Here is a 26,042-nt window from a genome sequence, read left to right as displayed (position 1 = left end):
GACTACAGCTGTTCGGTCAAAGGCTGTTGGCTTAAGTCTTTAAGCCCTACTTGCTCCAAGAGTTCGACCCATTCTTGCCTGACGGTAGCATCTTCAGGCCGCGCCAGACGAGCTGAACTTAAAATAGTCAGGGTATCATACCAGATGCCTGACTTGCCGTACAGAGCTGCTAACTGGATCTCAGTCAGAGATTCATTAGCTTCTGGAGCCGGAACTCGCTTCACCCATCCCCTCACAGCATAAGAATCTGGAAGGAGGGTTTCTTGTGACCTAATAAAACTCACCGACCATTGGTAGGTTTTGCCAACTTCTAAAGCTGGTGCGCTTTGCGGAAGCTTAATCGCAATGACTCCTCCGGTTTTGTTCAAATCGAAAGTGGTTTGGAAATGATACTGGCGGTCTTCGCTGTACAAGCTAAAGAAAATTTGCTTGTAAGAAGTTTGGGGAATGTAGACAAAAAAGGTGGGACGTTCGGCCCCCGTCCTGCCTATATTGCTACTGGGTATTAAAGGCGTTGGGTTGAGAAGTTGTTCGCTGCGAGAACCGCCCGCCATCGTTCTGGTCGGCGCATTATCTCCTGGAGAAGTAAATCCCACTTCGCCGCGAGAACCGCCCCCCATTGTTCTGGTAGGCGCGTTGTCTTCTGGAGAAGAAAATCTGATTTCGCCGCGAGAACCACCCCCCATCGTTCTGGTGGGCGCGTTGTCGTCTGGAGAAGAAAATCCTACTGCCCCGCGAGAACTACCGCCGATCGCCTGACGCGGAACTTCATCGGTAGGTGGTTCGTACTTAACGCTGACTATTTTGGGAATGCGATCGAAAGCTCGAGCCTCAAAAGCCCAAGCCGTTCCCCCGCCTACAATCACAGATGAAGCAATTACCAGTAAACTTGCTAATCGATAATTTCTCCGTGAGATATTTTCCCTAGAGTAGCTGGTTTCCATACCCTGAAATCTCCTTGCTTGTTTCAGGTTAAACATTACGATTTGTGATACCCTGGCTCTAACATTTTACAGCATTAATTGATTTTTTATGTTTTCCTGGGCTACTCAGTGCAGCTTTTTGAGGAACTTGCGAAAGTTAATTAAATCTTTAAAAAAAGCAATTTTTTTGTAATTTAAATTTATTTGTATTTTTTATTACATTTATCCTACTCAGTTTTAGCTTACAACAAGTTGCATTCATTAAGCCAACAATGTTTCCCATCTGCTCCTAAAACTAAATCTACTATTTTTAAAAGCAACTCGATATTATTCTTTTTTGATAGCTTGAAGAGTGAGAGAGAGCGCACCGCTATTGCCAAACTACCGACAGCTAGACTTATTTGTGTAATTGCTAGCGTCGCTAACATTGGCGTATAGTTCTACCTGGCCATTAGCATTCACGCGCCAACTCGTAGCTTCTACTAAAGGAGGCTGTTCGCGAGGGAAAAGTTTTGAATCTAACCGCCTGTTAGTGCTTCTGAAAGTTGGCTGGGTGTAGTCGTTCCAGTCCGCCCAAATCTCAAAACTGGAAATTGGTAGAGTGGGGTCTTCCGACAAACCGCCGCGACCGGCAACTGTGAAGCTATTGTTTTTATCGGGAGTGCAAGCGGCGACGACTTGTTGGGTGGGGTCTACAGGATTTTGGGGTAATTCTATCAGTGCGCCAGTAGTATTAACTTCCGGACTGTTGATATTAATGCTGCCGGAAACTCCCAGTTGCGAACTGGCGGTGATTTGGCTGTCGGGAGAAGCGAATAAACCTTGAGAGTCGATTTGGATATTGCCGCCTGTACCTTGGAAGGCATTGGCGTTGACTTCGCTGCCCTCCAGGATGGCGAAAGTGTTGGCGTTGATGTTGAGATTGCCGCCGTTACCCGTACCGCCAGCTTGGGTGGAGATTTGACTGGCGCGGCGCAGTTGCAGGAAGTCGGTGGTGATATTGATGTTGCCGCCTTCACCCGATGCCGTCGCCGCCGAGATATTGCCTGCGCTGTCGAGTCGGATAGAACCTGCGTTGATGTTGAGGTTGCCTGCGATACCCGTGCCTTGGTTGGCGACGCTGACTCTGGCACCGTCGGCAATGGTGAGACGGGGGGTGTTGATGGTGACGGTGCCGGAGTTTCCGGAGGGTGCGTCTGGTAGTCCGAAAGCCTTACGGAAAGCCTCAGATTCCACTGGTGCAGCTGATTCTATTCGAGAGGGCAGTCCACTACCTATTCCTACGCCACTTATTTCCACAGAATCAAGAGCATTAATAGTTATGCTTCCTGCTAAACCTTGTGCAAGAGTTGAAGTACTAATAATTCCTCCATTTTTCAGTACCAATCTCGATGTATTGATAGTCACAATCCCACCACCTCCTACAGTGGTTGCACTGCCAATAGAAGCTGGTTGAAAAATTGTGGGAGTAATACCACTAACCATTACAGAGTCAGAAGCGTTTATGGTTAAAATTCCTCCTTTACCAGCACCACCAATACTAGGTGTGCTTACACTTCCTCCATCCAAAATAGTTAGCCCTTGAGTTAATACTGTAACATTTCCTCCATTTCCTGAGCCAAAAGTCCAAGTACCAAGGAAACTATAAGTAGTGGGATCAAGGCTATAAAAACCGCGCACTTCGATTGACTCAGAAGCGTTTACGTATAAATCGCCACCTGTGCCGCTGCCAAAGGTTCTAGTCCATATAACCGCCCCATCAAGTAGTTGTAATCTTCTCGTTGAAACTTTTATTTGACCACCATTAGCTGCTCCTAGAGTCTGATTAACCAAGCTGCTACGGAATGAGCCATTTGGTTCAGTTCCAATTAATTCTAATAACTCAGAAGCATTAACTGTTAAGTTTCCAGATAATAGTTCTCCTTCATTTTGAATTAAACCAATAGCACCCTCTGTTAACTTGACTTGACGACCTACAATTTGTATAGAACCACCCCCAAAACCACTAGCATCAAGGGCTGCTTTTCCAGACAAGTTAATATCTCGAAAACTTTGCACTTTATCGTAGCTAAAAGACCATCCCATAGTGGTTGTATTTAACCCAATTATACCTTCACCAATGCTACCTATTTCAATGTGTCCTCTATCTACTTTTAGCAGACCTCCATCTAAGTTAATATCACCACCAAGCAAAGTTAAAGTATTTCCAGATTTTACCTGCAAGCCACTCGTATTTTCATTCCTATTAATTGGCGCAAAGGTTGTATTATCCGCACTAAAATTATGACCTATTCCTTGTACCATAATGGGCTCTGAATTTTGCCCAATCTGCAAACCAATTGGTATATTGAATGTCAGTAATGGCTGAAACTGTGGATTCGTAGCGCTAAATGTAAAGCCATCATCAAAGATAATACTATTAGCTGTAGAACCTATAAAAGAGCCGCCAATATTCAATCGGGCATTTTGCCCAAAAATGATGCCATTGGGATTAATAAAAAATAAATTTGCTGTTCCATTAGCCCTAATTAACCCATCAATGTTAGAGACATTTCCTCCGGTAACCCGACTAAAAATATGTTGAATATTACTAGCATTATTAAAAAAAGCTTCTCTTCCTGTGGGAAGAGAAAGCTCCTGAAAACTGTGGAAAAGATTGTTGCCTGCTGTCGTGCCGCCATTGATAGTGAATGTATTATCATTAAGTGTGATACTAGAATTAGTAGGCAGAGTTGTATCAGGTATAATTTGACAATTAACCTTGAGAGAAATGAAGGAAAAGGGTATGACTATTAGTATTAACCATAAGACTTTTATGTTTTTTTTCTTCATAAGACTTTTATATTTTTTTCTTCGCTTTTCAAAAAATCATCTTCATCAACATCGCCTGGTATTTTTGCAAAATTGGGATGATGCGGTTGTTACATAAGTGAGGTACACCAGATGGAAAACACCCCAAGCCTTTAATTTATTGAGCAGTATATCCTCCATCAACTATTAGGTTATGCCCTGTAATAAATGAAGCTTTATCTGAACAAAGCCACAATACTGCTTCAGCAATTTCTTGTGGATGACCGCTACGCCCTAATGGTTGTTTTGCTACGATCTGAGCAATTACGTCTGTTGGAAGTTGCTCCAGTTTTTCAGTCTTGATAGCACCAGGACTCAATGTATTGATACGGATTCCAAAGCCAGCATACTCAATTGCTGCTGCCTGAGTCAAGGCAATGATCCCGCCTTTACTTGCTGAATAGATAGAAAGACCAGTCATACCAACAACACCAGCAATAGCAGCGACATTTACAATAGCACCACCACCGCATTTGAGCAATGCTGAAATTTCGTATTTAAGGCAAAGCCAAGTTCCTTTGAGATTGATATCAATTACGTAGTTCCAGTCATCTTCAGTGGTATCGCTCAGCGCACCCATTGTCTCAACACCTGCGTTATTCAAGGCGCAGTCCAGACGACCGTACTTTTCTAGAGTCTGGTTAACCATTGCTTCGACTTCAACAGCTTTTGATACATCTGTGTTAACAAAGAAAGCTTCGCCACCCTCTTTTTGAATTAAATGCACTGTACGTTCTCCCTCTGTTCTACGTCGGCAGGCAACTACGACTTTCGCTCCTGCACGGGCAAACGCAAGTGCTGTTGCTTGACCAAGACCAGAAGAAGCTCCAGTTACCAGCGCTACTTTTCCATTAAAATTATCGCTCATCGACGTACTCTCTAATTTGAGTCTACAATTTGTTTGAGTTTCATTAGCATCCTTGATTAAAGGAGGTGGGGCCAAGCGCTACCTTACCTACACGCATAACTGTCGCTGCGGCGTTCGATGTACCACCAAAAGCATACATAAGAATCAAATCGTTTTCTCGAACTTTGCCCGATTGTATAGCGTGGTACAAGTTGACAATGGGAGATGCCACTGCAATATTCCCGTAAATTGGGTTGAGGTTAATTGTGCGCTCTGGATGGATACCTAATGCACGGGTATAAACATTCACGTACCAAGGAATCAGCGAATTGAAAACAAAAAAGTCAATTCGATCCAAGGTAACGCCTGCATCAGCAATCGCACTTTCGCAGCAAGTACGGCAAAACTTAACAAATATATCACGAAACATATGACTAGCTTTCTTGTCTGCCCGTACAAATACTCGTGGCTGACCTAAATCATCTATGGCTAGTTCATTAAAGAACGCTCCACAACTTTCAGCAGTGTTAATAATTTTTGTGCTGAGAATTCCTTGATTCGCTTCAACTGAGGTGAGTATAAAAGCTGCTGCACCGTCGCCAGTAAAGAATCCAAGCGTATCATTTTCGTCAACAAAACGAGAGTAACTGCAAGAAACTACTATTAGGACATTACGGTAGACCCCCATGCTCACAATTGCAGAGGCAGTCTGGAGTGCAACAATTGCTCCCGAACACATCGAATCAAGATTCCAAGCAGCACCGCGCAAACCTAATTTGCCAGCAAGTGAAGCAGCATTGCCCACGCCTGGTTGTTCGGAAAACATTGATGAGACTATCATCAAATCGATATCCATAGGAGAAAGTTTTGCTGCTTCAAGAGCATCTTTAGCAGCCTGATACTCTAATGTTAGTAACGATTCAGTAGGGTCAAGCACTCGCCTTTCCACAGTCCCTCGAAAAGGGTCTGACAAGTAAGGCTCCATCTCTTGTGTCCACAAGTCAACCTCATTACCGTTAGAAATATTTCGATCTGGCGAAAAAGCTTTTGCTGCACTTTTTTGTTCAGCCTTTTCTACCAACTCAGGATAATTTTCTCGAAAATAATCGTTTGTTCTCACAGTTTTTGGAAAACTAACTGCGATCGACTTAATTCCCACAGCTTGATTCATCACAAAATGCCCTCTTTTTAGTTACTTATAACCTTGTGCAACTAAACTTTGAACCCGATTGCCGATCGGTGCAGGACAAGTCGGATCGATGATGACATCAACCACAAACGGCTTTTCCGATGCCATTGCTTCTCTCAAAGCTTTCTCAAGCTCAGATTCGCGTTCCACGCGAGTGCCATCAGCCCCCATACTCTTAGCCATCTGTACGAAATCTACTGAAGGAAATTCTGCATCCACACCATCAAATCCAAGTCTTGCCATACCTTGAGCGCACATATTGTAACGACCGTCGTTGAGAACAACCCAAACCGCAGAAATTTTATACTTAACCGCTGTGCTAATATCTCCGCCATTCATTAGCATCGCCCCATCCCCAACGATCGCGACTGCTTTTTTATTCCGCACTAAAGCAGCGCCCAAAACGCCCGTCACCGCATGACCCATCGAGCCAAACCCAGTGCTGACTCGATAGCGTCCCGGTTCGGTAAACCGCAATTTATTGGTTGTCCACGCAAAGGAATTTCCCGCCTCTGCGATCGTTAGCGCATCACTTGCATCAACAACGACTCGCTGAATTGCTTGCATCAATACTTCCGGTCTGATTAGCCCAGTATCGCAAGGGGTGAATAATTCTTGTGATGGCCGGGATTTCGGGACACGGCTAACGCTACGCTTCACGAACGCTTTTGATGTTTTGGGATATTTCTGAAGGCACTTGAGTAACTTACTTACAAATGCCTTCACATCAGATTTTATCGGTATCTTCTCGATCTTTGGATAGACAGTTTTTAGCACATCCGGGTTAAGGTCAACATGAATAAACTCCCCAGAGGGAGCCATTGCCGGACTCCAAGTGAATTCACCCAAGCGAGTCCCTAATACTAACACCCGTTCTGGCATTTCTTCCTGCATAGAAGCGATCGCAGACGCATCGCCACCAAACCCTGTAACTCCGACAAATTGCGGATCGTCTTCAGGAAAAATTCCTTTACCACGGGGCGAACACATCACGACTGCCCCAGTTTCTTGAGCGAGTTCGCGGATCTGATCGCTAGCACCCCGCGCCCCAAAACCCAGCCAGATCGCAAATGGTTTTTCAAATAGTATCTTGGCACAGTCCTCGACCTCTTTCTCAGGAGCGATCGCAGAATGAGATAAGCTTTTTTGGGGGATTGAGACATTACTCAAACTTAACTGGATCGCCGTGGGAACGCTGATATGAGCGACAAAACCACTAGGTTGCACTAACCCTTCCTCTAACTGCCAAAATACTTCTGACAGTTGCTTGACATCCTCCAAAATTTTTGCATAATGAAACAGCGTTCCTGAAGTAAAAATCCCTTCCATTGGCATCGTATAAGGGCTAGTTTCTTGAAAAGCTAACCTACCCCGTTGTGCTTCTGAGGTAAAAGGCGAGATTAAAATCACTTTTGCCCCTTCCCAACGTGCCGCAAATAGTCCTGTCAAAGCATTAGTAATTCCCGGCCCTGCTGTGGTAAAAACTGCTACAGGATCGCCACTGGCAAAATAAGCTTCCGTTGCCGCAAAAGTTGCACCCGATTCGTGCCGAAAGTGAATCACTTGAATGGAACTGTTTTCCAGCGCCGCCCACATAGGAGCGATCGCACCTCCCGAAACTCCAAACGCATACTTTACGCCCAATCCTTCCAGCATTTTCACTACAGCCTCAGCCACCGATTCACCAGCAAGTGACCGATCGTTAAGCTGAGGGAATGCTCCTAAACTTTCTCGATTATCGTTGGAATTTTTTTCGGAATTGATTGACGGTATTTGCTGCTTTACAGCACTATCTGGGCTAACAAGCTTTTTCCTGTAGCAATCCAAATCTCTTGTTATATCATCAGTTTTTTCCCGCTCATTCGCGGATTGTTCGCCAACCGAATTTGACGTAATTAAACCGTTACTCATCCCCACACAACAAGCATCTTTTAAGTAAACTGAACTCTGAGTGTTTTGTCCGTCCCATCTCTTAGCGCGATCGCTTTAGAACTTTTTGGTTTGGTTTTTCCTCAGACCTTTTACATTATCTTCTATTCTGAATAATGTCAACTAACTAGGGGCAGATTTTACGTTTTCTTAATCTTTATTTTAAATAAAAAAAAGCAAATTTTAAGCACGAACAAGTTACTGCAAAAACTTTATTTTGCAGTAACTTTTCCAAAAAAATATTAGATGATTTTCTCCAACTATAAATTACATAAAGGTTGTTTATTCCTCCGAAAATTTGACACGAACATAGCCTCAAGAGGGTGAGGCGATCGACTGCGATCGGTTAGGGTACCGCAGCCGAGAAACTAAACGAAACTATCTCGCGCTACAGCTATTGCTTTTTCATCATCGCCTCCTCGCGCAACACGGTTTTCAAAATCTTTCCCGTTGCATTCTTAGGCAAAGAATCTACCAACTCGATCTTGTGGGGAACCTTATAATTAGCCATTCGTTCCCGACAAAAAGCCATCAATTCAGCTTCCGTAATCGATTCTCCCGCAAGTAACCGCACGTTCGCATAAATAACCTCCCCTTTTATTCCATCAGCAACACCATAAACTGCCGCTTCCGCCACAGCCGGATGCTGATAGAAAATCCTTTCCACCTCGCTGGGATAAACCTTAAAACCGGACACATTAATCATGTCTTTCAAACGGTCAACCAGATAGAAATCGCCATCCTCATCCATCCGACCGATATCACCCGTATAAAGCCAACCATTTTTAATGACTTTGGCGGTTTCTTCAGGGCGATTCCAATAACCCAACATCACGTTTGGCCCGCGAATGATAATTTCGCCCAATTCGCCAACGGGAACTTCTTCGCCTTTCTCATCTACCACCTTCATTTCCACATTGTCGATCGGCATTCCAATCGACCCAGTTTTATACTTCCAAGGATGGTTATAACTAGCGCATGGTGAAGTTTCTGTTAACCCGTAACCTTGATAAATCGGACGTCCGAATTTCTCTTCCCAACGCCGCACGATTTCCACAGGTAAATTTGCCGCCGCACTGAAATAATAACGAACAGAATGCCAATTGAATTCATCCAAATTCTCTTCCAAAAGCTTGGCAAAAACAGTGGGAACACCGAAAAACATGGTCGCTCCTTCTTGCGCGATCGCCTGCACGACTCGCTCCAGTTTGAAGCGCCTTTGCAAGATAATAGTTGCGCCGGCATTTAATCCGCTATTCAAAATTGCATTCTGTCCAAAACAGTGGAATAAAGGCAAATAAAGCAACAACTTGTCATTTGGTGTAATTCCGCAACTGTAACGCTGGGAGTGCATATTCGACACTACATTACCGTGCGAAAGTACTGCACCCTTGGGAAATCCAGTCGTTCCAGAAGTGTAAACAATTGTCGCTGGGTCTTTCGGTTCCATCTCTACACATTGAAAGATGGGGGAAGAAATTGCCATTAGTTCTTCTAGTTTTAAACCAGTTGCATTGGGACTGTCGGTCAGCAACACTCGCCGCAAATCAACTAAATCGCGATCGGGTACATTTTCCCGCAACTTTTCAGTTGTAATAATCGCCTTCGACCCCGAATCATTAAGGATATACCAGATTTCATCTCGCTTCAGCATTACATTAATGGAAACCAACACAGCCCCCAGTTTTTGAATGCCGAAATAAGCAAAGATAAATTCCGGAATATTGGGCAAATACAAAGCTACGCGATCGCCTTTTTTGATACCCAAATTTTGCAATCCATTCGCGACTCGATTTGCCCTTTCATCGAGTTCTTCGTAACTGAAACATTGACCTTCAAAAATCAGAGCGGTTTTTCGAGGAAAAATGCGCCTCCCCCGCTCAATGTTTTGAGCGATATTCATAGTTTTAGTTAGTAGTCAGTAGTCAGTAGTCAGCGGTCATTAGTCATTAATAGCTAATCCGTGCAAAATCTCCTTGACAGCTTCGACAATTACCCCGCCAGCTTGAATATCAGCGGTAATTGCTGCCAAATGTTCGTCTAAAAATTGGTCGCGATCGTTCCAAATATAAGGTTGTTTCGCAGAAGGCGGTTTTCCAACTACTTGTCGCACCGCTTCGTACAAAGGTTTAGTGCGTTTCGACAAACACTTTAGTCCATCGTAATGACCCGCCACTTTGAAAGTTCGCAAGTCTACCGCTTGCACCCCAAACATCAAAGCAACCGCCATATATTGCTGAGCGAGTTCTATCGAATTACGGGTTAAATTCGCTGCCGCGAAGCCTTGAGAATTGATATTTTGGTTGAATTGTTCTGCATGAGTGGGAAAGCGATCGGCGATGGAATTACCGTAAAATGTCAACATCGGCATAATGGAATTTCCCGTAATTTGCACCGCCTTCAATCCCATGTTGACCGAACCGTCGGTATTCCCCACTAAAGAAGGAGATAAGCCATTATTAAACTCCGGTGCAGCTAACAGCGCAACTTGCACATCCAAATGCTTTGCTAACAATCCTAAAAGATAGCGCAACCGATCCATTCCCACGCTAATATACTGCCCCAAAAAGTTCCCGCCGTGATAGCTAGCTTGATGATTCACATCAATAACGGGATTATCGGTAACCGAGTTGATTTCTACTTCAATTTGGCGCTCGATTTCTTTCATCCCATCGACGATCGGCCCCATATACTGCGGCAAACACCGCAACGAATAACGGTCTTGAATTAAACTTTCTCCATTAAAATGATTCGCGCCGTTTAATTCATTGAAACTCAAATGCGACCCGGCTAGCAACTTCACCATTTCCGCCGCCGTCCACACTTGTCCGAAATGCGGTTTGAGTCGGTGGATGAAGGGATGAAATGATTGATTTGTCCCGCCTAATCCTTGTATCATTAAGGCATGAGAACCCATTGCCAAAGCGAGTAAAACTTTAGCATCGTAGGTGCAAAGAGCTGCAATTCCAGTCATCACAGAAGTGCCATTCATCATGGCTAAACCTTCTTTGGGTAACAAATCGATCGGAGGCATTCCCAACCTTTCTAAGGCTTCTAAGCATGACATTTCTACGCCTTTAAAGTCCACTGTAAATCGTTTGTCTAAGCCAATAATCGAACCTGTGATGTAGGCTAGAGGTGTCAAATCGCCAGAAGCGCCGATCGAACCGAGTTCGGGGACGTGGGGAGTAACGTTGTTGTTTAAAAAGGTTTTCATCCGTTCGATTAATTTTAACCGAATTCCCGATGCACCTTGCAAGTGGGAGTTCATTCTTAAGAGCATGGCAGCTCTTATTTCGGGAATTGGCAGTTTTTTTCCGGCTCCGGCTTTATGATACCAAACTAAGTTATTTTGCAATTCGGAGGCATCGTCTGGTGCAATTTCTGTATTGGCCATGCCACCAAATTTTGTGGTTACTCCGTAAATCGGTTTGCCGGAATCGACAGCTTGACTTATATAATCGCAAGCAGCCTTAATCCGTTTGAGAATATGGCTGTTGGTTGTCAATTTTACCTGCGCTGCGGACCTCGCTACCTTCACAACTTCTTCGATAGTTAGAAGCCTATCTCCTATCCCCACTTCCGGATTTTTTTTCACTTTGGATAGTTGTAGCAAAGGCAATGTTTGTGCAGTCGGTGCAGTTAAGTTTTCGAGCATTGTTACCAAAATCTCCTGTTGAATATTTAGTTATTTGTCAAAATCAGTCATGATGGAGCGAGCCAGCTAAAGCCAGACATAATTATGTCTGTATACTGCAAATATTTGGCAGGCAACTATTCACCAGTTGCTTGGCAAACATTTCGATAGCTGGAATTTAATTTCGGGTTACATTTTTGTGCAGAATATCTGCATAATTAATCAGGGCAAGGATTTTTTTGATGCCGTTTCCCTAATTCTGCCAAGATTTTTTTCGTTTTGATGCGTAACGCTAAATAATGCGAGCGAAACAAAATTAGCTTGATGAGTGCTTTTGCAAATAATTTAAATATTTCCGATCTGGGCTCGCTATATTTTTAGCCCAACGTTCGGTGATTAAAATCAGTTTCGTGAATTTTTTCATCATCTTTACAAGAATTCCCTGAATCGAGGTAGCTCACTCAAACAAAATACAGTTTTTTCCTCACATCACAAAAACTGAAAGCGAGCGCATCCTCTATTTAATACTTTTTTGTGCTGGCTTTGAGATTTTTATGATTTTTGGGCAAACCAATGGCTTTTTTTGTCAGATTTTTACTATATAACGTTTCTTTTTGAATAGCAAGCTACTTTTTTGTTAGTTTTATGATTTTTTTATTAAATTCCCTCTGGAATAATTTTGAATTAAAAACTTACTTTTTTAAAAAAATAACAATATCAACCAGCATTTTTGCTGGCTTGTGTGATTAAAAACAATTGCTTTGTTCGGCAAAGTTATCTATTAGGAAATCCCCTAACTTTTATGATGTCATTTACTTTTTCCTCCCCATATAAAACTGCATCGGAGCGCAAAAGGCTGCTTCCGATCGTTATGCGAGGAGATGCGATCGAAATCACAGCACCTCACTTTTTTACCGTGTTATCTTGCTTACACCCTCTAAAAGTGCTGCTTTCGTTTACACGGCCCAGCTTTGTATAGCTTTTAATTAGCCTACGAGTTAATTATCATAACAGTAAATACAGTTATCGGTTAAGAGCTATACAAAACTTCATAATAATTTCGTGACGAGGTAACAAATATTGCTGAAACCGTTGCACAAGCGCAGCTACTGCTGCCGATCGCCATACGAGGCGATGCGATCGAAATCACACTTACCCTATTTTTTGTTGTGTTATCTTGCTTACGCTGTCTAAAAATGCTGCTTTAGCCTATACGGTTTAGCTTCGCTCGGCTGTTGATTAGCCTAAAAGTTAATCAAGATAACAGTCAATACATTTATCGCTTAAGAGCTATACAAAACTTAAAATGATTTCAGAAATTTTTCGAGAAACCTTAGAACATTACGGGATCACTGGCAAGCAAATCTCCCAGATATCTGGGGTAAGTGAAAATCACATCTCCGAGTTCCGTCGCGGCAAGAGCAAAACTGGTGTTTCTACGGATGTGCTGTGGAAATTACTGGAGGCAATGGAGGAAATTAGGCCAGGGTCTTGTACGTACTTCTGTTCCCAGTTAGCAAAAGCTGGGGGAACTCAAGGAAGTATTATATCAGAGCTTCCGAAACAGTTGGAGTCGCTGTTAGAGATGCAAAATTTCGTCGATGGGCTATCGGACGATCGACTAGCGCTACTCTTGATGGTAGTTGCTGGGCGGATTAAGAATGGGGTGCCTCGCTCCAGCGAACATAGTAGGAATAAACCTTAACGGTATCAGTCGGGGAACTGGGGAGTGTTGGGGCGCGATCGCACAGACCATCGCAAAATTAAAAGAGTTTAAAATAAAGGTGCGATCCCCTCTTGACCGACTTCCCTTTTTTGGTGTATTATTTTTATAATGGAAATATATTCAAATTTTAATATAAATCGATAGTTCTTCCTCATCAAGATTATAGTATCATAAAAAAATAAAGTCTGTCAAGAGCACCTTTCCCTAAAAAGAAAAAAAAGGAGAAGATTAGTTATCTTCGGTTGGTTGGGAAACAACAATAGGCTGGGCAAATTGCCGGAACGCAATCAGGCTAACTCCCCAACCAATGCCACCCAACATCAGAAATAGGGTACTCAAGGGCAACATTTGCACGAGGGATTGTACGCCTGCGCCTCCCAGCGTCATACCACCGTCGAATCCAGCCAAGAAGATACTGTACACGCGACCCCGCACCGCAGTCGGAGCTGCCAAAGAAACGATCGCAGATAGCACCGGGAACAACGAACCAAAACCCAATCCATATACAAGCGACCAAACAATCAGGAGATTTGGTGCGATCGATAATCCAATTAAAGCAGTACCCGAACAAAAAATCGCCATGCTGACAACCCACTGCTGCGAGACCCGATTCCCCCATCGTCCCAAACCAAATCTAACCAGCACAGCAACTAAAGCATTCAGACTATAAAACAAAGCCGAGTTGGAAACAAATAAAGGCAAAAAAGTAACAACCCCACCGTGTAAAAAAGAGCCGATCGAAAACAACAGCGTCGCATCCCGCACCGGAAACCGCACAATTACGTTCCAAGGAAAAGAATTTTCAGTTTGCTTTTCGATCGATTGCTTCGATCGCGATATCTTCAGCCACGGCAAAGGTAAACTCAGAGCAAAACTTACAACGATCGATCCTGCCAACAGAAACACAACCGCAATAAAACCAGCTTGAGCAAACACCAATGACCCCAGCAATGGCCCCAAAGAATAGCCGATCGTATTACACATTGCCAAATACCCCAACATCGCGGTGCGACGCAAAGCAGGTACTAAATCGATCAACATCGTTTGAGATGCTGTCGCGAATGCCGCCTGACTGATGCCATGCAAGACGCGCACGCCCATCAACCAAAAGGGATTAGGCGACCAAAGATACAGCGGTAAGATCGCCAGCATAATTCCTAAGCCCATCAACAACACGGGTTTTCGTCCCCAGCGATCGATTAACCAACCGATCGGCGGTCGAAAAAACAACAGCCCTGCTGCCAATGCACTCACAACAAATCCCACTGGCGCATTGTGCCAGCGTTGCGTCACGTATAGCGGTAGAACTGGAAACAGTGCCGTAACTTGGGTGAAGTACACCAGCATTCCCGCACAGATGCAGAACAGCCACAGGCGGTGCGATCGATTGGAATTGTTTGAGAATGAGTCAGAAATAGGATTACTTGAAGGTTGCATGATGAAGTGAGAGATGGATGCAGAGTAAAGATGGCTGTTTTACCATACCCATATTGAGCCCATTTCCCTCACTTTATGAACACTTCCAACGCAGCCGATCTGATTCGCTTACGGTATGGCACAGATACATTCAATCTAGATAGCCTCTGGAATGAAACGTTGACAACTATGCTATCCCACCGTTCAATTCGTGCCTATTTACCTGACTTATTACCGCCACAAACTTTAGAACTTTTAATCGCTGCCGCCCAGTCTGCTGCTACATCCTCCAATCTGCAAACCTGGAGTGTAGTAGCAGTGGAAGATCCTGCCAGAAAAGAAATTTTGGCTCAATTGGCAGGAAATCAAGCTCATATTCGCCAATGTCCGTTATTTTTAGTTTGGTTGGCAGATTTGGCACGACTGCATCATCTTGCTATACAACGAGGATTACCTGCTCAAGGTTTAGATTATTTAGAAATGTTTGTGACAGCAACAATTGATGCAGCATTGGCAGCGCAAAACGCGACGATCGCAGCCGAATCATTAGGTTTGGGTACAGTTTATATTGGTGGAATGCGAAATCATCCCGAAAAAGTTGCCGAAACCCTCCAATTACCGCCGCATTTGTTTGCCGTTTTCGGTTTGTGTGTCGGTTATCCCGATCCGGAGAAACCTGCGGCAGTGAAACCTCGTTTACCCCAAGCTGCCGTTCTCCATCGCGAAACATATCATCTCAGTCAACAGGAACAGGCGATCTCAGAGTATAACGAGATTATCCAAAAATTTTACGAATTTCAGCAAATGAACGTAGCAGGAGATTGGGTTGAGCATTCATTAAAACGAGTGGCAACAGCACAAGCATTAAATGGACGCGATCGATTGAAACAAATCTTGCAAAATCTTGGATTTCCACTGCTTTAATTAGCGGTAATATAAACTCATCTAATCGTAGGGTGGGTTAGGCACCGACGATAATTTCAACACTTTCAACCAATTTAATTCCCGTGCTTTAACCCACCAATTGCACTCAACTCTAACATTAGCGAACATTTTTCCTCATCCATCCGAAAGAGCGATAAAAATTATTCATCCGTAACTTTTCCGCGCAATGTCTTGATTTGCGATCGCTTAGTTTTGCTATCCAAACGTTTCCGTTGAGAACTGCGAGTAGGTTTGCTCTTTTTCCGAGGTTTGGGAACTGCGATCGCACTTTTAATCAAATCTTGCAATCGTTGCAAAGCTTCTGACCGATTCTGCTCTTGAGTGCGATGTTCTTGCGCCTTAATCACAATCACACCTTCTTTGGTAAGGCGCTGGTCGTTGAGTTTCAACAGTCGTTCTTTGTAGCGATCGGGTAATGAAGAAGCGATAATATCAAAGCGCAGATGAATCGCCGTCGCCACCTTATTCACATTTTGTCCGCCGGCTCCCTGAGAGCGAACCGCACTCATCTCGATTTCATCTTCTGGAATGGCGACTGTGTTGGAAATTTGCAACATTATTCAAACTAAATTGAAACAAGAGCGAATACATCCATACTAAACGTTAAAATTGAGGATAGCGCGTTGCGATCGAACTATGGCAAAACAGGAAGAACCACTCACGGGAGAAGCACTCATTAAAGAAGTCTGTCGGCGAATTCGGGTAGCTCGCAGTTATTGGGATGCTCACAATAATGCTGCCTGTCGGGGAGAACGAGAGCGAGCATTAGCCCTTTACAACACGCTGACCAAAGAACAAAAAGACGAAATTCCGCAACAGTTGCGAGTATGGTTGCGCTACCGCAGTGAAAAATACTTTGGCGCACACCGAACGCCGCCCAAGTCGAAAAGAAAGTCGAAATAGTATTTTCCTGGCATGGACTTTATCGGGTTACTCGATTAACCTATACGCTAGAAGCACTGCCAGGGATTATTGCCATATCAAAGATTGGTTGAGGATCTGATAGTTTAGGAGAATATATTGCTCGATAAATTACTATGTTCAATTTGTTGAAAAAATGTCTTGAATTAATTTTAATTATTAACTCATAACCCTCAGATCTGCACTCTTCGTCAATCCCATATTCGCTGACATCAAAAAGCAAAATTTGACACTAAATAGAGTGCGTCAGAGCGATAAAATGAATGATTATCGCAAAAATTCTGCCTTCCGATCCATTCTACAGACTCAAAATTTTAGAAAGGAGAAACTCAGGTGACTGTTGCCCAACTTAATGTCGGCAGGGGTCGCCCGTTATACCCGATAGGGTTAACGGGTGGGGAATGACGACCAGTATAAAACTGAGCGGGAGCGAATCCTTATTCTGGAGTAGCCTGCTGCTCAACATATTTTTTGAGTTGTTCAACCGTTACCCCTCCGCAACTAGCAACAAAATAAGAGCCAGTCCAGAACACTGGCTTTCGGTAGACTTGACTGAGGTAATCACCGAATTCTTTGCGGATTAAACGACTAGAAACGGTTTTAAGGTTGGCAATAAACTTGCTTAGTTCTACTTGAGGATGATAGCGCACCAGTAAGTGTACATGGTCATCCTCTCCGTTGAACTCTAGCAGCGTTGTCTCCCACTTTGAGCAAGCTTCATCAAAGATGGTAGCTAGTCGCTCATGGATAACTTTATCGATCACTTTCTTGCGGTACTTGGTCACGAATACGATGTGAGCGGTAAGCGAGTATACAGACCTAAAACCTTTGTCATAAGCACTTGTCATAGTTGGCGATAAACTATATAATGATAATTATGATTCTAACTTACTGCTACCGAATTGTGCCCAGTAACGAACAAGAGGCAACCATGCTCTATACATTAGAGCTGCTTCGCCGTCACTGGAATTATTGTTTGGGACAAAGGTTAGATTGGCTGCGACGAACCCGTTGTCAGATTGACCGCTGTAGTATTGTTTCTGAGCCAATAGGCGAAATACCTACAACGGTTAACTATTACACCCAGCAATCAGACCTGAAACAAACCAAGGTGCTGTTTCCTGACTATAAAAACATTTGGTCAGAATCACAACAGGTTAACCTGCAACGGTTAAACAAAGCTTGGGAACGCTGGCTATTTCCCGATAAATCGGGCAAGCGAGGTGGCAGGCCAAAGTTCAAAAAAGTTGGTGAGTTGCGGTCATTTGTTTACCCACGAGTAAATTGTCCAAAAGCAGGAGCGCACCTGAATAATGGTGTATTGAAGCTGTCAAAAATAGGAGAGATGCCAGTCATCTTGCATCGTCCTATTCCTGATGGATTTACCCTAAAAACTTGCACCATTGTTCACAAAGCTGATGGGTGGTACTGTTCTATTTCTGTACAGGATGAAACCGTGCCTGAACCCATGCCATTAGATGAGGTGAAAACGGCTGTTGGTATTGATGTAGGACTCAAGGAATTTCTGACTACCTCTGAAGGTGAGACAGTTCCCATTCAACAAACCTACCGCAAAACCCAGTCGCACTTGGCTCGTCAACAACGTAAGTTAGCAAGGTCAAAGAAGGGGTCAAACCGCTCTAACAAGCAGAAAAACAAGATAGCCAGAATTCATCAACGTATTGGTCGAATCAGGGAAAATTTTCACTACAATACCGCTCACAATCTGGTCAAAAAGTATGACTTGATTGCGGTGGAAGATTTAAACATCAAAGGGCTTGCTCGTACAAGGTTGAGTAAATCAATTTTGGATGCAGCATGGGGGAGGTTCATTACCATACTGGACGCAGTGGCAGTCAGATGCGGTGTTCGAGTGGTAAAGGTAAGTCCTTATGGAACATCTCAAAACTGCTCAAACTGTGGAGCGAAAGTACCGAAAACTCTCTCTCTGCGCCTGCATGAATGTCATAGATGCGGACTGGGAATGGATAGAGACGAGAATGCCGCTCGGAATATATTAGACCGAGCGTTAAACGAGGTGGGGCTCATCTTGTCTGCGCGTGGAGGCTTAGGGGATACCCAGCCCGCGAAGCGCGAAGCTTTTTCAGGCTGGGATGGTATACAGCTATCTCTATTCTGAATTAGAAGCTCCCGTTATAGCGCAAGCTCGGGCGGGAGAGAACGTCACGTTAGAACTAAAAAAGGCAAAAAAAAGACCGATGCTCAGAATTTATGGTTTTTACATTGGTTAATGGCCGCCTGCTTTCTCGTGCTATTTGCTACGGGCGCTTACATGACCGATTTGCCAGAAGAAGTAACGTATGGGGAGTCTTTATACGGATTCCACAAGACGCTTGGGGTAGTGGTGATGAGTATACTGCTGGCCAGAATTTTTGTACTGCTGCGCGTTATTCAACACAAGTATAGGCGGCGTCAGCCGAATTTGACGGGGGAATGGCTGAAAACGTTCGCTTTTCATACAGTTCTGTACATTTTTATGCTGTTCGTTCCCCTGAGCGGCTATTTTTGTTCCAACTCTCATGGCTACGATGTAGTTATATTCGGCACTGGTATTGCTTTGCCAGACTTATTTCCAGAAAACAAAGCACTGGCGGACTTTAGCACCAGCCTGCATTTTTGGCTGTCTTACACATTTTTGGCGACGATCGCAGTCCATGCGATCGACCAATGGAAATATTTGCGAGCCCAAACGCGACGTTTGTACAAAGCGTTGATAAGTCAAAAGTCAAAAAAGGGGCTAGGGCGTCGGGATTAGGGGCTAGGGAAGAAGGAAGAGGAAAAAGGGAAAAGGGAAGAAGGAAGAAAAGGAATTTTGACTTTTGACTTTTGACTTTTGACTTTTAGCTCCCCCGCTCCCTCTTAACAAATCGGTCGATTTCCGGGCTTTACCGCATGGATATACTCGCTGCCGGAAGTCGGCCATCCCCGCTTGTAAACAGCTTCCTCCGGTTTTCCCCATCCCAGCTGCAAGATAATTTCTAGGAAATCGGACTTTTCAAAGTTGCACAAACCGGCCCATTCGGTGCGCTGAGAAATTCTGCCCACATCCGCAGGAGAGATCGATCGAAAATCTTTGCCGTTATTGACACTCAAGTATAAATCCATTCCCGCTGTGACCTCATACCAGAATGCTAATATTGAAGGCTTAGCAACTTTAAGCGTTTCGATATCGCTCTTGAGAGCAATCAACTGGGCATCTACTTCGGGCATTTGCAGAGTTTTCCCGTTCACCGTGACTTGTCGCCAGACAATACCGGAAACCTCATGTTCCCTTTGATAGCGGTGAATTGTCTCTTTAAAATCTTGATAAGCGGCAAACTTTTGCGCTCCCTCGGATTTGAGAAACTTATCAATTAAAGGATTACCAGAAGCTTTCGCAGTTAAGTTAAGGCGCTGACCCATGAGGCAGGCTTGGCGCTCTTGGGCCAAAATTTCGATTAGTTCCTTGGTGGTGTAGATGTTGTTGGACATGGAAACACCATCTGGGACGGTTAGGTGGATATTATGTTCTAGGATTTTTTTGCATTTTGTTTAATATGGCACAGGTGAAGATGAATTGTAGGTTGGGTAGAGTGCCAGCGAAACCCAACAAATATTCTTACTTCCTTCCGCTCGTAAAGTTATCGATCGCAAGTTACTGTTGTTCTTTTCTCCCCCACTCCCCCGCTCCATAAGCTCCCCCCTAATGCAACACATATTCTTTGAGCGGGAAAGGACTGAGGTGGTTGGGTTTCGTCACCTCAACCCAACCTACAGCTTATTCGGCGAGTTCCGTACTGAACTCATTCACCAATCGCGGTTTCAATTCTACAGATTGCGATCGAGGTTGCAAGTCAAACAGCTCGCGGAAAACATCGTCTACCCGCTCAAACGGTACTTGTCCCTTCTCGTTAAGAACTTCCTTACCCGATCGATCCAGTAAGACAACTTGAGGTACAAAACCTTTGTAGTAATACCCAGGTTCCGTAGGTTCGTAGGTAGATTTGGCGGGGATACTATCCACGCTAACGGGGATAAAATCTGCCGCCCGACCGTAAAATGCTTGCAGTCGGGAAACCACAACAGCATATTGCTTGCAATCCTTGCTGTCATCTACATAGAACACCAACAAAGTCGGCTTATCTCCCTGCAACGATTGTGCCAAAGTCACTTTTGGCGGCACTAAGGAACCATTCCCGCCATAAAGGACAAACACATTGCCGTCAAAGTTATCGTCGTTGATACCCGCTAAAGCAGGTGGCGTCCCGATAAGTAACACACAACTCAGCACTGCTACCAGCGTCAGCAGCCAGCTGGCAAAAAGCCTTCGCCAGTAATTCAGAAAAACCGATCTCACTCTACGTACCTGCTCTGAAAAACTTACCTAAACCTTTAATCTAGTACAGCAAAGCAGAAATAACCCAGCAGTTTCATTCTTTCTCCTCTGCCCCCCTGCCCCCCTGCCCCCCTGCCCCCCTGCTCCCCTGCCCCCCTGCCCCCCTGCCCCCCTGCCCCCCTGCCCCCCTGCTCCCCTGCACCTCTGCCCCCCTGCTCCCCTGCTGATTTATCAAGGTGAGTGTCAATTCAGCGCATCCGCACTTCTCGCTTCACGTCAATCAGTACCTTACCATTACGGATCAGGCGATATTCTCCTCGCCAAACACCCGGCGATAACGGTTGATTGGCGGATGCCTTTTTGCCAACATAGCTCAACCAAGCTCGACTGGGCTGAGCGAGGTCTTGTTTGCGGACGGCGAAAGGTTTACCGTCGGGTGCGGTGAGTTGGAATTCTTGTCGATCGCCTTGAAGCACTCCATAAGCTTGCACCCAAAAAACAAGCGCCGGACTGTTGTGAGAAAGTTCTGTTTCCGAAAAGCGTCCTTCCCAGATAGCGTTCATAGTCGGTGCTTCGGTGGCAAAACCCGATCGCACCAGACCTGTGGGAACGTAACCCAGAGGCTGTTCCCATAAAGGTTTGCGATCGACTCGACAACCGGGCCCAGCATTGGCACCGACAAAGGGGTCTACAACTTTATTTTGGTAGCGAACGGTCAAATGAACGTGAGGGAAGGAAGCTAAACCGGATTCTCCTACCATACCCAACACCGTACCTGCGGCAACTGCGGTATCGGGTTTGACAACAACGCTGCCGTTGCGGAGGTGACAGTACTGTGTCTGCCAACCGTTACCGTGGTCGATGACAACGCCGTTACCGCATTCTCTACCTTCAACGTTAGCTTTATCGGTTTCATCGGCGACTCTGCGATCGGGCACTCCATCCCTAACTCGGAGGACTTTACCTGCGGCGGCTGCTTTGACGGCTACGCCTGCTGCCATCGCTCGTTCGTCTGGAATAGCAAAGTCTGTACCAGTATGATCGTTGTAAGTTTGGCGACCGCAGCCAAAATCGACTGCTGCTGGGCTGGGGTCGCGGTCTACGTAGTGCATGATAAAGCAGTTTTGACCGAGCGTGCAGTCGATCGGCAGCGTCAGTTTGAAGGCAGTGGCGGCGTCAGAGGTGTTTTCTTTCCCGAAGCACGCCGGAAGGAGTGCCAGGAAGAAAACAAGTAGTGCGGTGGCGAAAAAAGATTTTTTCATGGCAGGAATAGTTAAAAAGGCGAATGGCATTTCAGCTGCTGCGACTGAAGTAAATTGCCGCGAGGATAATCAAACCCAGAAGTGCTAAGGGCACCCACAGATCGATCGGATCTGACATATTAGTTCCTTTTTTGTTGGCAATAACATCTAAAAATTAATATTCTTGATTATATATCTTTAAAATGTAAAGTGAAGCTTATAGGAGCGCCAACGATGACAGCAAGCGACGCGGTAATCTGGCTAAAAGAACGAACAGCTCTAAGCGTGCTGTCGGATGAGGTATTGGAAGATCTCGCGCCACTTTTGACGGAAAAAGTCGTACCGAATCAAACTCGCCTGGTGCTGGAAGACACGCCACCGGAAGGTCTTTATATTCTCAAACAAGGACGGCTGGAAGGCGATCGCATCAATCAAACCGGTTCGGTTTGGGGTATCAGTTTACTCCCAGGTGCGATCGTTCACGCACAAGAGCTACTATTTGGGCAGTTGGCGCAAAGAACTGTCAAAGCGCTGAGCGAATGTCAGGTATGGTTTATTCCTGCTGACAAATTTCGGGAATTAGTCGCCAAATACCCGGAAATTACCCAGACTTTTTCCCAGCAACTGGCGATGGAATTAGCCCAGATATCTTCTCAGTTAACTTATGAGCAAGAACGCCAAACTATTTTACGTCCCTACTTAGTAACTAAGGCGAAACGAGGAATTGTAGGTAAAAGTCGTTACGCTGTGCGTTTGCGACAGCAAATTAAACAAGCAACTGAAGATCGCCGTTCGGTGTTAATTTTTGGAGAACCGGGACTGGAAAAAGATAACATTGCCGCTCTTATCCATTTTAGTTCGTTGCAGCGGCGACAACCGATGATTAAAATTGATTGCAGTAAGTTGCAAGCAAACGGTGTAGAACTTTTTGGTCGTGCTGGTGGCAAATCTGGATTAATTGAATGGTTAGGAGAAGGAACTTTACTTCTCAATAATATTCAAGAACTGCCCCCAGAATTGATGCCAAAAATAGCTGAATTGGTAAAAACAGGTACTTATAGTCAAGCAACAAGCAAAACATCTGAATCGTCGCTAAAATTTAAATGTCAAGCACGCATTTTGATGATTTCCGAGAAAACCTTACCTGCGATCGATCGCCTCGTCGGTCATGCAGTCAAAGTTCCGCCGCTGCGAGTGCGAAAAGCGGATATTGCCGACCAAGTAGAATACTACTTTAGATTGTTTTGTAAAGCTAAAGGTATAGCCAAACCTGAGATAACATCAGAAGCTTTGCGATGGTTGCAAGCCTACGATTTTCCCGGCAATCTCAGAGAATTGCAAAGTTTGGTGGAAAGAGCGATCGTCCAATCTCCTGGTGCTAAAGAGCTAACCGAAGCTGTTTTTTGGTCAGCCCAAACTAAGAAAAAACAATTTCGCTTCAATCTCCTAAATGCCTATCCAAGTTTGCGGCGATTTTTACGCAGTCCCTGGTGGCCGGATAGAATTAATTATGGCTTCACATTAAGCTTTTTTGCAATTGTTATAGGGCTCTTATTTTTTGGCCCTCAGCATCGCCATCAAAATGTGGCTTTAAATTTATTTTGGGCTTGGTGGTGGCCATTAGTTTTGATTGGTTTTCCCTTTGTAGGACGCCTGTGGTGTGCTGTTTGTCCCTTCATGATATATGGAGAAGTTACACAGAAACTTTCCCTATGGCTTTGGCCGCGTCAGCTAAAGCGCTGGCCGCGACAGTCAGCCGAAAAGTGGGGAGGATGGTTTTTGTTTGGCTTATTTGTGTTAATTTATCTGTGGGAAGAACTTTGGCATTTAGAAGATACGGCTTACCTTTCTGCTTGTTTGCTGCTGTTAATTACTGCCGGAGCGATGATTTTTTCTGCTATTTTTGAGCGGCGATTTTGGTGCAGGTATCTGTGTCCGATCGGTGGAATGAATGGCTTATTTGCCAAATTATCGATGACCGAATTAAGAGCGCAGCAAGGAACTTGTTCGGCAGAATGCACCACTTATCAATGTTACAAAGGTGGGCCTCAAAAAGGCGAGGGCTTGGAGACTGATGGCTGTCCTTTATATTCTCATCCAACCCATTTGGAAGATAACAAAGATTGTGTACTTTGTATGACTTGTCTCAAAGCTTGTCCGCATCGATCGGTAGAGTTAAATTTACGTCCGCCAGGGATTGAGTTATGGACTACTCATGTGCCTCATACCTATGAAGTAGCGCTGCTAATGTTGTTGTTGGGGGGTATATATCTTCATCGTCTACCGGAATTGCAATCTTGGTTGGGATTGAATTTCAATTTAGATTTGTTTTGGCCTCATTTGGGATTTTCTCTGGCAGCTTTGATTGTACCTGGATTAGTTACGTTGTTGGCATATGGCTCGATCCAGTTATTTAATCGTTCCCTGAAACCTCGCTCGTTTGTGGAGTTTGCTTACGGTTATTTACCGTTGGTTTTGGGGGGGAACTTGGCGCACTATTTGCAGATGGGATTGGGCGAAGCTGGACGAATTCTTCCATTAACTTTGGCTACTTTTGGGTTCAGCGGTGAAGGTTTACCCGTGTTGGTAGCGCATCCAGCCACGATCGCATTTTTGCAAGGAACAACCCTGATTTTTTCTGTGCTTTTGTCAATAGTCTTAACGCAAAAAATTGCTCGTCAACCGCTGCGATTTTTGCTGCCGCAACATTTGGCAACGATAGTTTTGGCAGCAAGTCTGTGGGCCATTACGATCGCAAGCTAGTTACTGCTTGACTTGAATAACGTTTATCGTATCGCCAGATAAAGTTTCTTTAGCTGATATGAGGTTGAGACATTCTAATTTTTTTTGCTTGGCGAGACTCCCATAGTTACGCAAGTCGGCAAAGCGCCAGCCATCGATCACTTTGTCGAAATGTGCAACAGCTGCTGTGCAATCAGCGTTTCGGTATGCTTCGTATCCGATGGTGTAGTTGTTAGCGTCTATCAAAAATCGACCGACTGTATATCCAGAAGCAGCAACGTAAAGAAGAAGTGCCACAAGCTCAATTGGAAGTTTGAAAAGGTGTTTGGCGTTTCGGGATGAGTGTGTGGAAAACATAGCTAATCCTCAAGTATCAGGAGTGTCAATCTGGCTTGGATATAACTAAGCCTTGAATTTTGACCTGATATCGGGTGTGCCTGACCCAATGGCATTTATGCAGCCTGACATCATAAGTTATATATACAAACTGACGAGCTGTGATTCCGGATGGCGATCGCAAATACAACCCTTTTCTGACTGAGTTTAAATCAATCAAAATAGGTTATCGAAACAATATAATTTACTTATGATTTGGCTGGTTTGGGGCAGTTGGGTCATTGTTGGCTGGGGAAATCATCAAACACACTTACTACAGGGGCAAAATCAAACTCACACTATGCAGCTATTCACCATAGGTCACTCAAATCTCAGTATTGAAGCTTTTATTTCGTTGCTGCAACAGCATGGAATTACGGCGGTGGCGGATGTGCGATCGCATCCCTACAGCCGTCGCCTACCCCATTTCAATCAATCCGCCTTAAAAGCATCATTACAAAACATTGGTATTCGCTACGTTTTTCTGGGTCGAGAACTAGGTGCAAGACCGGAAGATTTAAGCTGTTACGATGCTACTGGCAAAGCACTTTACGCAAGAATTGCTGCCACTAACCTATTTGCCGAAGGAATTCAACGCCTAATTAAAGGTGCAGAAACATACAAAATTGCGATGATGTGTGCGGAAAAAGATCCGCTTACTTGTCATCGCACTATTTTAGTTTGTCGGCAACTACGAAAATTGGATGTGCAGATAAATCATATTTTATCAGATGGCAGTTTGGAAACGCAAGAGGAATTAGAAAAAAGGCTCTTAAAGAAATTTAATAAAGATAGCGATCGGCCCATCCAATTAAGCCTATTCGATCCGTCACCTTTAAAAGATGAAGTCGATCTAGAAGAAGCTTATAATCGACAAGGTAACGAAATTGCATATGTCAAAGAAGATTAGAGAAAATTAGATCCCCGACTTCTTCAAGAAGTCGGGGATCTAGAGAAGATTATAT

At 44.4% G+C, this 26,042-nt stretch carries 21 protein-coding genes; 7 read left to right on the top strand and 14 right to left on the bottom strand.

All coding sequences use genetic code 11. From position 1 onward, the window contains the following. Positions 1-2: 2 nt before the first annotated feature. The 7 genes from ACE1CD_RS24835 to hutH all read right to left on the bottom strand — a co-directional run bounded on the left by ACE1CD_RS24835 (position 3) and on the right by hutH (position 11,396). Positions 3-944 (bottom strand): DUF928 domain-containing protein, encoded by a 942-nt coding sequence (locus ACE1CD_RS24835; protein WP_374826575.1) that lies wholly within the window; start codon positions 942-944, stop codon positions 3-5. Positions 945-1,304: 360 nt separating this feature from the next. Then, positions 1,305-3,755 carry a filamentous hemagglutinin N-terminal domain-containing protein gene (locus ACE1CD_RS24830; protein WP_374826573.1) on the bottom strand — a complete coding sequence of 817 codons (2,451 nt, stop codon included), beginning with the start codon at positions 3,753-3,755 and terminating at the stop codon, positions 1,305-1,307. 136 nt (positions 3,756-3,891) lie between these two features. After that, complete coding sequence (locus ACE1CD_RS24825; RefSeq protein ID WP_374826571.1) at positions 3,892-4,641, bottom strand: SDR family oxidoreductase; 750 nt, start codon at positions 4,639-4,641, stop codon at positions 3,892-3,894. A gap of 43 nt (positions 4,642-4,684) precedes the next feature. Further along, complete coding sequence (locus tag ACE1CD_RS24820; protein WP_374826599.1) at positions 4,685-5,791, bottom strand: 3-oxoacyl-ACP synthase III family protein; 1,107 nt, start codon at positions 5,789-5,791, stop codon at positions 4,685-4,687. 21 nt (positions 5,792-5,812) lie between these two features. Next, positions 5,813-7,720 (bottom strand): thiamine pyrophosphate-dependent enzyme, encoded by a 1,908-nt coding sequence (locus ACE1CD_RS24815; protein WP_374826570.1) that lies wholly within the window; start codon positions 7,718-7,720, stop codon positions 5,813-5,815. Positions 7,721-8,132: 412 nt separating this feature from the next. Continuing rightward, complete coding sequence (locus ACE1CD_RS24810; protein ID WP_374826568.1) at positions 8,133-9,641, bottom strand: class I adenylate-forming enzyme family protein; 1,509 nt, start codon at positions 9,639-9,641, stop codon at positions 8,133-8,135. A gap of 39 nt (positions 9,642-9,680) precedes the next feature. Continuing rightward, a complete protein-coding gene (gene hutH / locus ACE1CD_RS24805) occupies positions 9,681-11,396 on the bottom strand; it encodes a histidine ammonia-lyase (protein ID WP_374826567.1) in 1,716 nt (571 codons plus the stop codon). 1,285 nt (positions 11,397-12,681) lie between these two features. On the opposite strand from hutH, the gene ACE1CD_RS24800 reads away from it, so the two are divergent. Beyond that, entirely contained in the window at positions 12,682-13,080 is a 399-nt protein-coding gene (locus ACE1CD_RS24800) for a helix-turn-helix domain-containing protein (RefSeq protein WP_374826565.1), read from the top strand. 249 nt (positions 13,081-13,329) lie between these two features. On the opposite strand, the gene ACE1CD_RS24795 is transcribed toward ACE1CD_RS24800, so the two are convergent. Then, complete coding sequence (locus ACE1CD_RS24795) at positions 13,330-14,538, bottom strand: MFS transporter (RefSeq protein WP_374826563.1); 1,209 nt, start codon at positions 14,536-14,538, stop codon at positions 13,330-13,332. A 75-nt stretch (positions 14,539-14,613) separates the two neighbouring features. Here ACE1CD_RS24795 and ACE1CD_RS24790 point away from each other — a divergent pair, with 75 nt between their 5' ends. Continuing rightward, positions 14,614-15,441: an NADPH-dependent oxidoreductase gene (locus tag ACE1CD_RS24790; RefSeq protein ID WP_374826562.1), complete on the top strand. Its 828-nt coding sequence runs from the start codon at positions 14,614-14,616 to the stop codon at positions 15,439-15,441. A gap of 161 nt (positions 15,442-15,602) precedes the next feature. Here ACE1CD_RS24790 and arfB read toward each other — a convergent pair whose 3' ends face one another. Further along, the gene (arfB, locus tag ACE1CD_RS24785) at positions 15,603-16,019 is read right to left on the bottom strand and encodes an alternative ribosome rescue aminoacyl-tRNA hydrolase ArfB (RefSeq protein WP_374795788.1); all 417 of its coding nucleotides are present in this window, start codon (positions 16,017-16,019) and stop codon (positions 15,603-15,605) included. A gap of 79 nt (positions 16,020-16,098) precedes the next feature. Between arfB and ACE1CD_RS24780 the strand changes: the two genes are divergently transcribed. Next, the gene (locus ACE1CD_RS24780; protein ID WP_374795789.1) at positions 16,099-16,365 is read left to right on the top strand and encodes a Precorrin-3B methylase; all 267 of its coding nucleotides are present in this window, start codon (positions 16,099-16,101) and stop codon (positions 16,363-16,365) included. Between the two features lie 455 nt (positions 16,366-16,820). Here the strand turns inward: ACE1CD_RS24780 and tnpA are convergent, their stop codons facing one another. After that, positions 16,821-17,231 (bottom strand): IS200/IS605 family transposase, encoded by a 411-nt coding sequence (gene tnpA / locus ACE1CD_RS24775; protein ID WP_374826560.1) that lies wholly within the window; start codon positions 17,229-17,231, stop codon positions 16,821-16,823. 29 nt (positions 17,232-17,260) lie between these two features. Here tnpA and ACE1CD_RS24770 point away from each other — a divergent pair, with 29 nt between their 5' ends. Continuing rightward, the gene (locus ACE1CD_RS24770; RefSeq protein WP_374826558.1) at positions 17,261-18,523 is read left to right on the top strand and encodes an RNA-guided endonuclease InsQ/TnpB family protein; all 1,263 of its coding nucleotides are present in this window, start codon (positions 17,261-17,263) and stop codon (positions 18,521-18,523) included. Further along, positions 18,524-19,159 carry a cytochrome b gene (locus ACE1CD_RS24765; protein ID WP_374826598.1) on the top strand — a complete coding sequence of 212 codons (636 nt, stop codon included), beginning with the start codon at positions 18,524-18,526 and terminating at the stop codon, positions 19,157-19,159. It begins immediately after the preceding gene. Positions 19,160-19,263: 104 nt separating this feature from the next. Here the strand turns inward: ACE1CD_RS24765 and ACE1CD_RS24760 are convergent, their stop codons facing one another. From ACE1CD_RS24760 to ACE1CD_RS24750, 3 genes are all read right to left on the bottom strand, one after another. Next, a complete protein-coding gene (locus tag ACE1CD_RS24760; RefSeq protein ID WP_374826556.1) occupies positions 19,264-19,875 on the bottom strand; it encodes a hypothetical protein in 612 nt (203 codons plus the stop codon). 286 nt (positions 19,876-20,161) lie between these two features. Next, on the bottom strand, positions 20,162-20,740 hold the full coding sequence (locus tag ACE1CD_RS24755) for a thylakoid membrane photosystem I accumulation factor (RefSeq protein WP_374795792.1): 579 nt from the start codon (positions 20,738-20,740) through the stop codon (positions 20,162-20,164). Positions 20,741-20,967: 227 nt separating this feature from the next. After that, positions 20,968-22,011: a M23 family metallopeptidase gene (locus tag ACE1CD_RS24750; protein WP_374826554.1), complete on the bottom strand. Its 1,044-nt coding sequence runs from the start codon at positions 22,009-22,011 to the stop codon at positions 20,968-20,970. A 183-nt stretch (positions 22,012-22,194) separates the two neighbouring features. Between ACE1CD_RS24750 and ACE1CD_RS24745 the strand changes: the two genes are divergently transcribed. Further along, on the top strand, positions 22,195-24,723 hold the full coding sequence (locus ACE1CD_RS24745) for a sigma 54-interacting transcriptional regulator (protein ID WP_374826552.1): 2,529 nt from the start codon (positions 22,195-22,197) through the stop codon (positions 24,721-24,723). Here the strand turns inward: ACE1CD_RS24745 and ACE1CD_RS24740 are convergent, their stop codons facing one another. Then, on the bottom strand, positions 24,724-25,059 hold the full coding sequence (locus tag ACE1CD_RS24740) for a hypothetical protein (protein WP_374826551.1): 336 nt from the start codon (positions 25,057-25,059) through the stop codon (positions 24,724-24,726). A gap of 319 nt (positions 25,060-25,378) precedes the next feature. Here ACE1CD_RS24740 and ACE1CD_RS24735 point away from each other — a divergent pair, with 319 nt between their 5' ends. Further along, on the top strand, positions 25,379-25,987 hold the full coding sequence (locus ACE1CD_RS24735; protein WP_374826596.1) for a DUF488 family protein: 609 nt from the start codon (positions 25,379-25,381) through the stop codon (positions 25,985-25,987). Positions 25,988-26,042: the final 55 nt, after the last annotated feature.

The sequence above is a fragment of the Aerosakkonema sp. BLCC-F183 genome, from assembly GCF_041929145.1.
In the GTDB taxonomy this organism is placed as follows: Bacteria; Cyanobacteriota; Cyanobacteriia; order Cyanobacteriales; family Aerosakkonemataceae; genus Aerosakkonema.
Note: the sequence above shows the minus strand (reverse complement) of the source record. Positions and strands in the feature narration are given on the sequence as shown.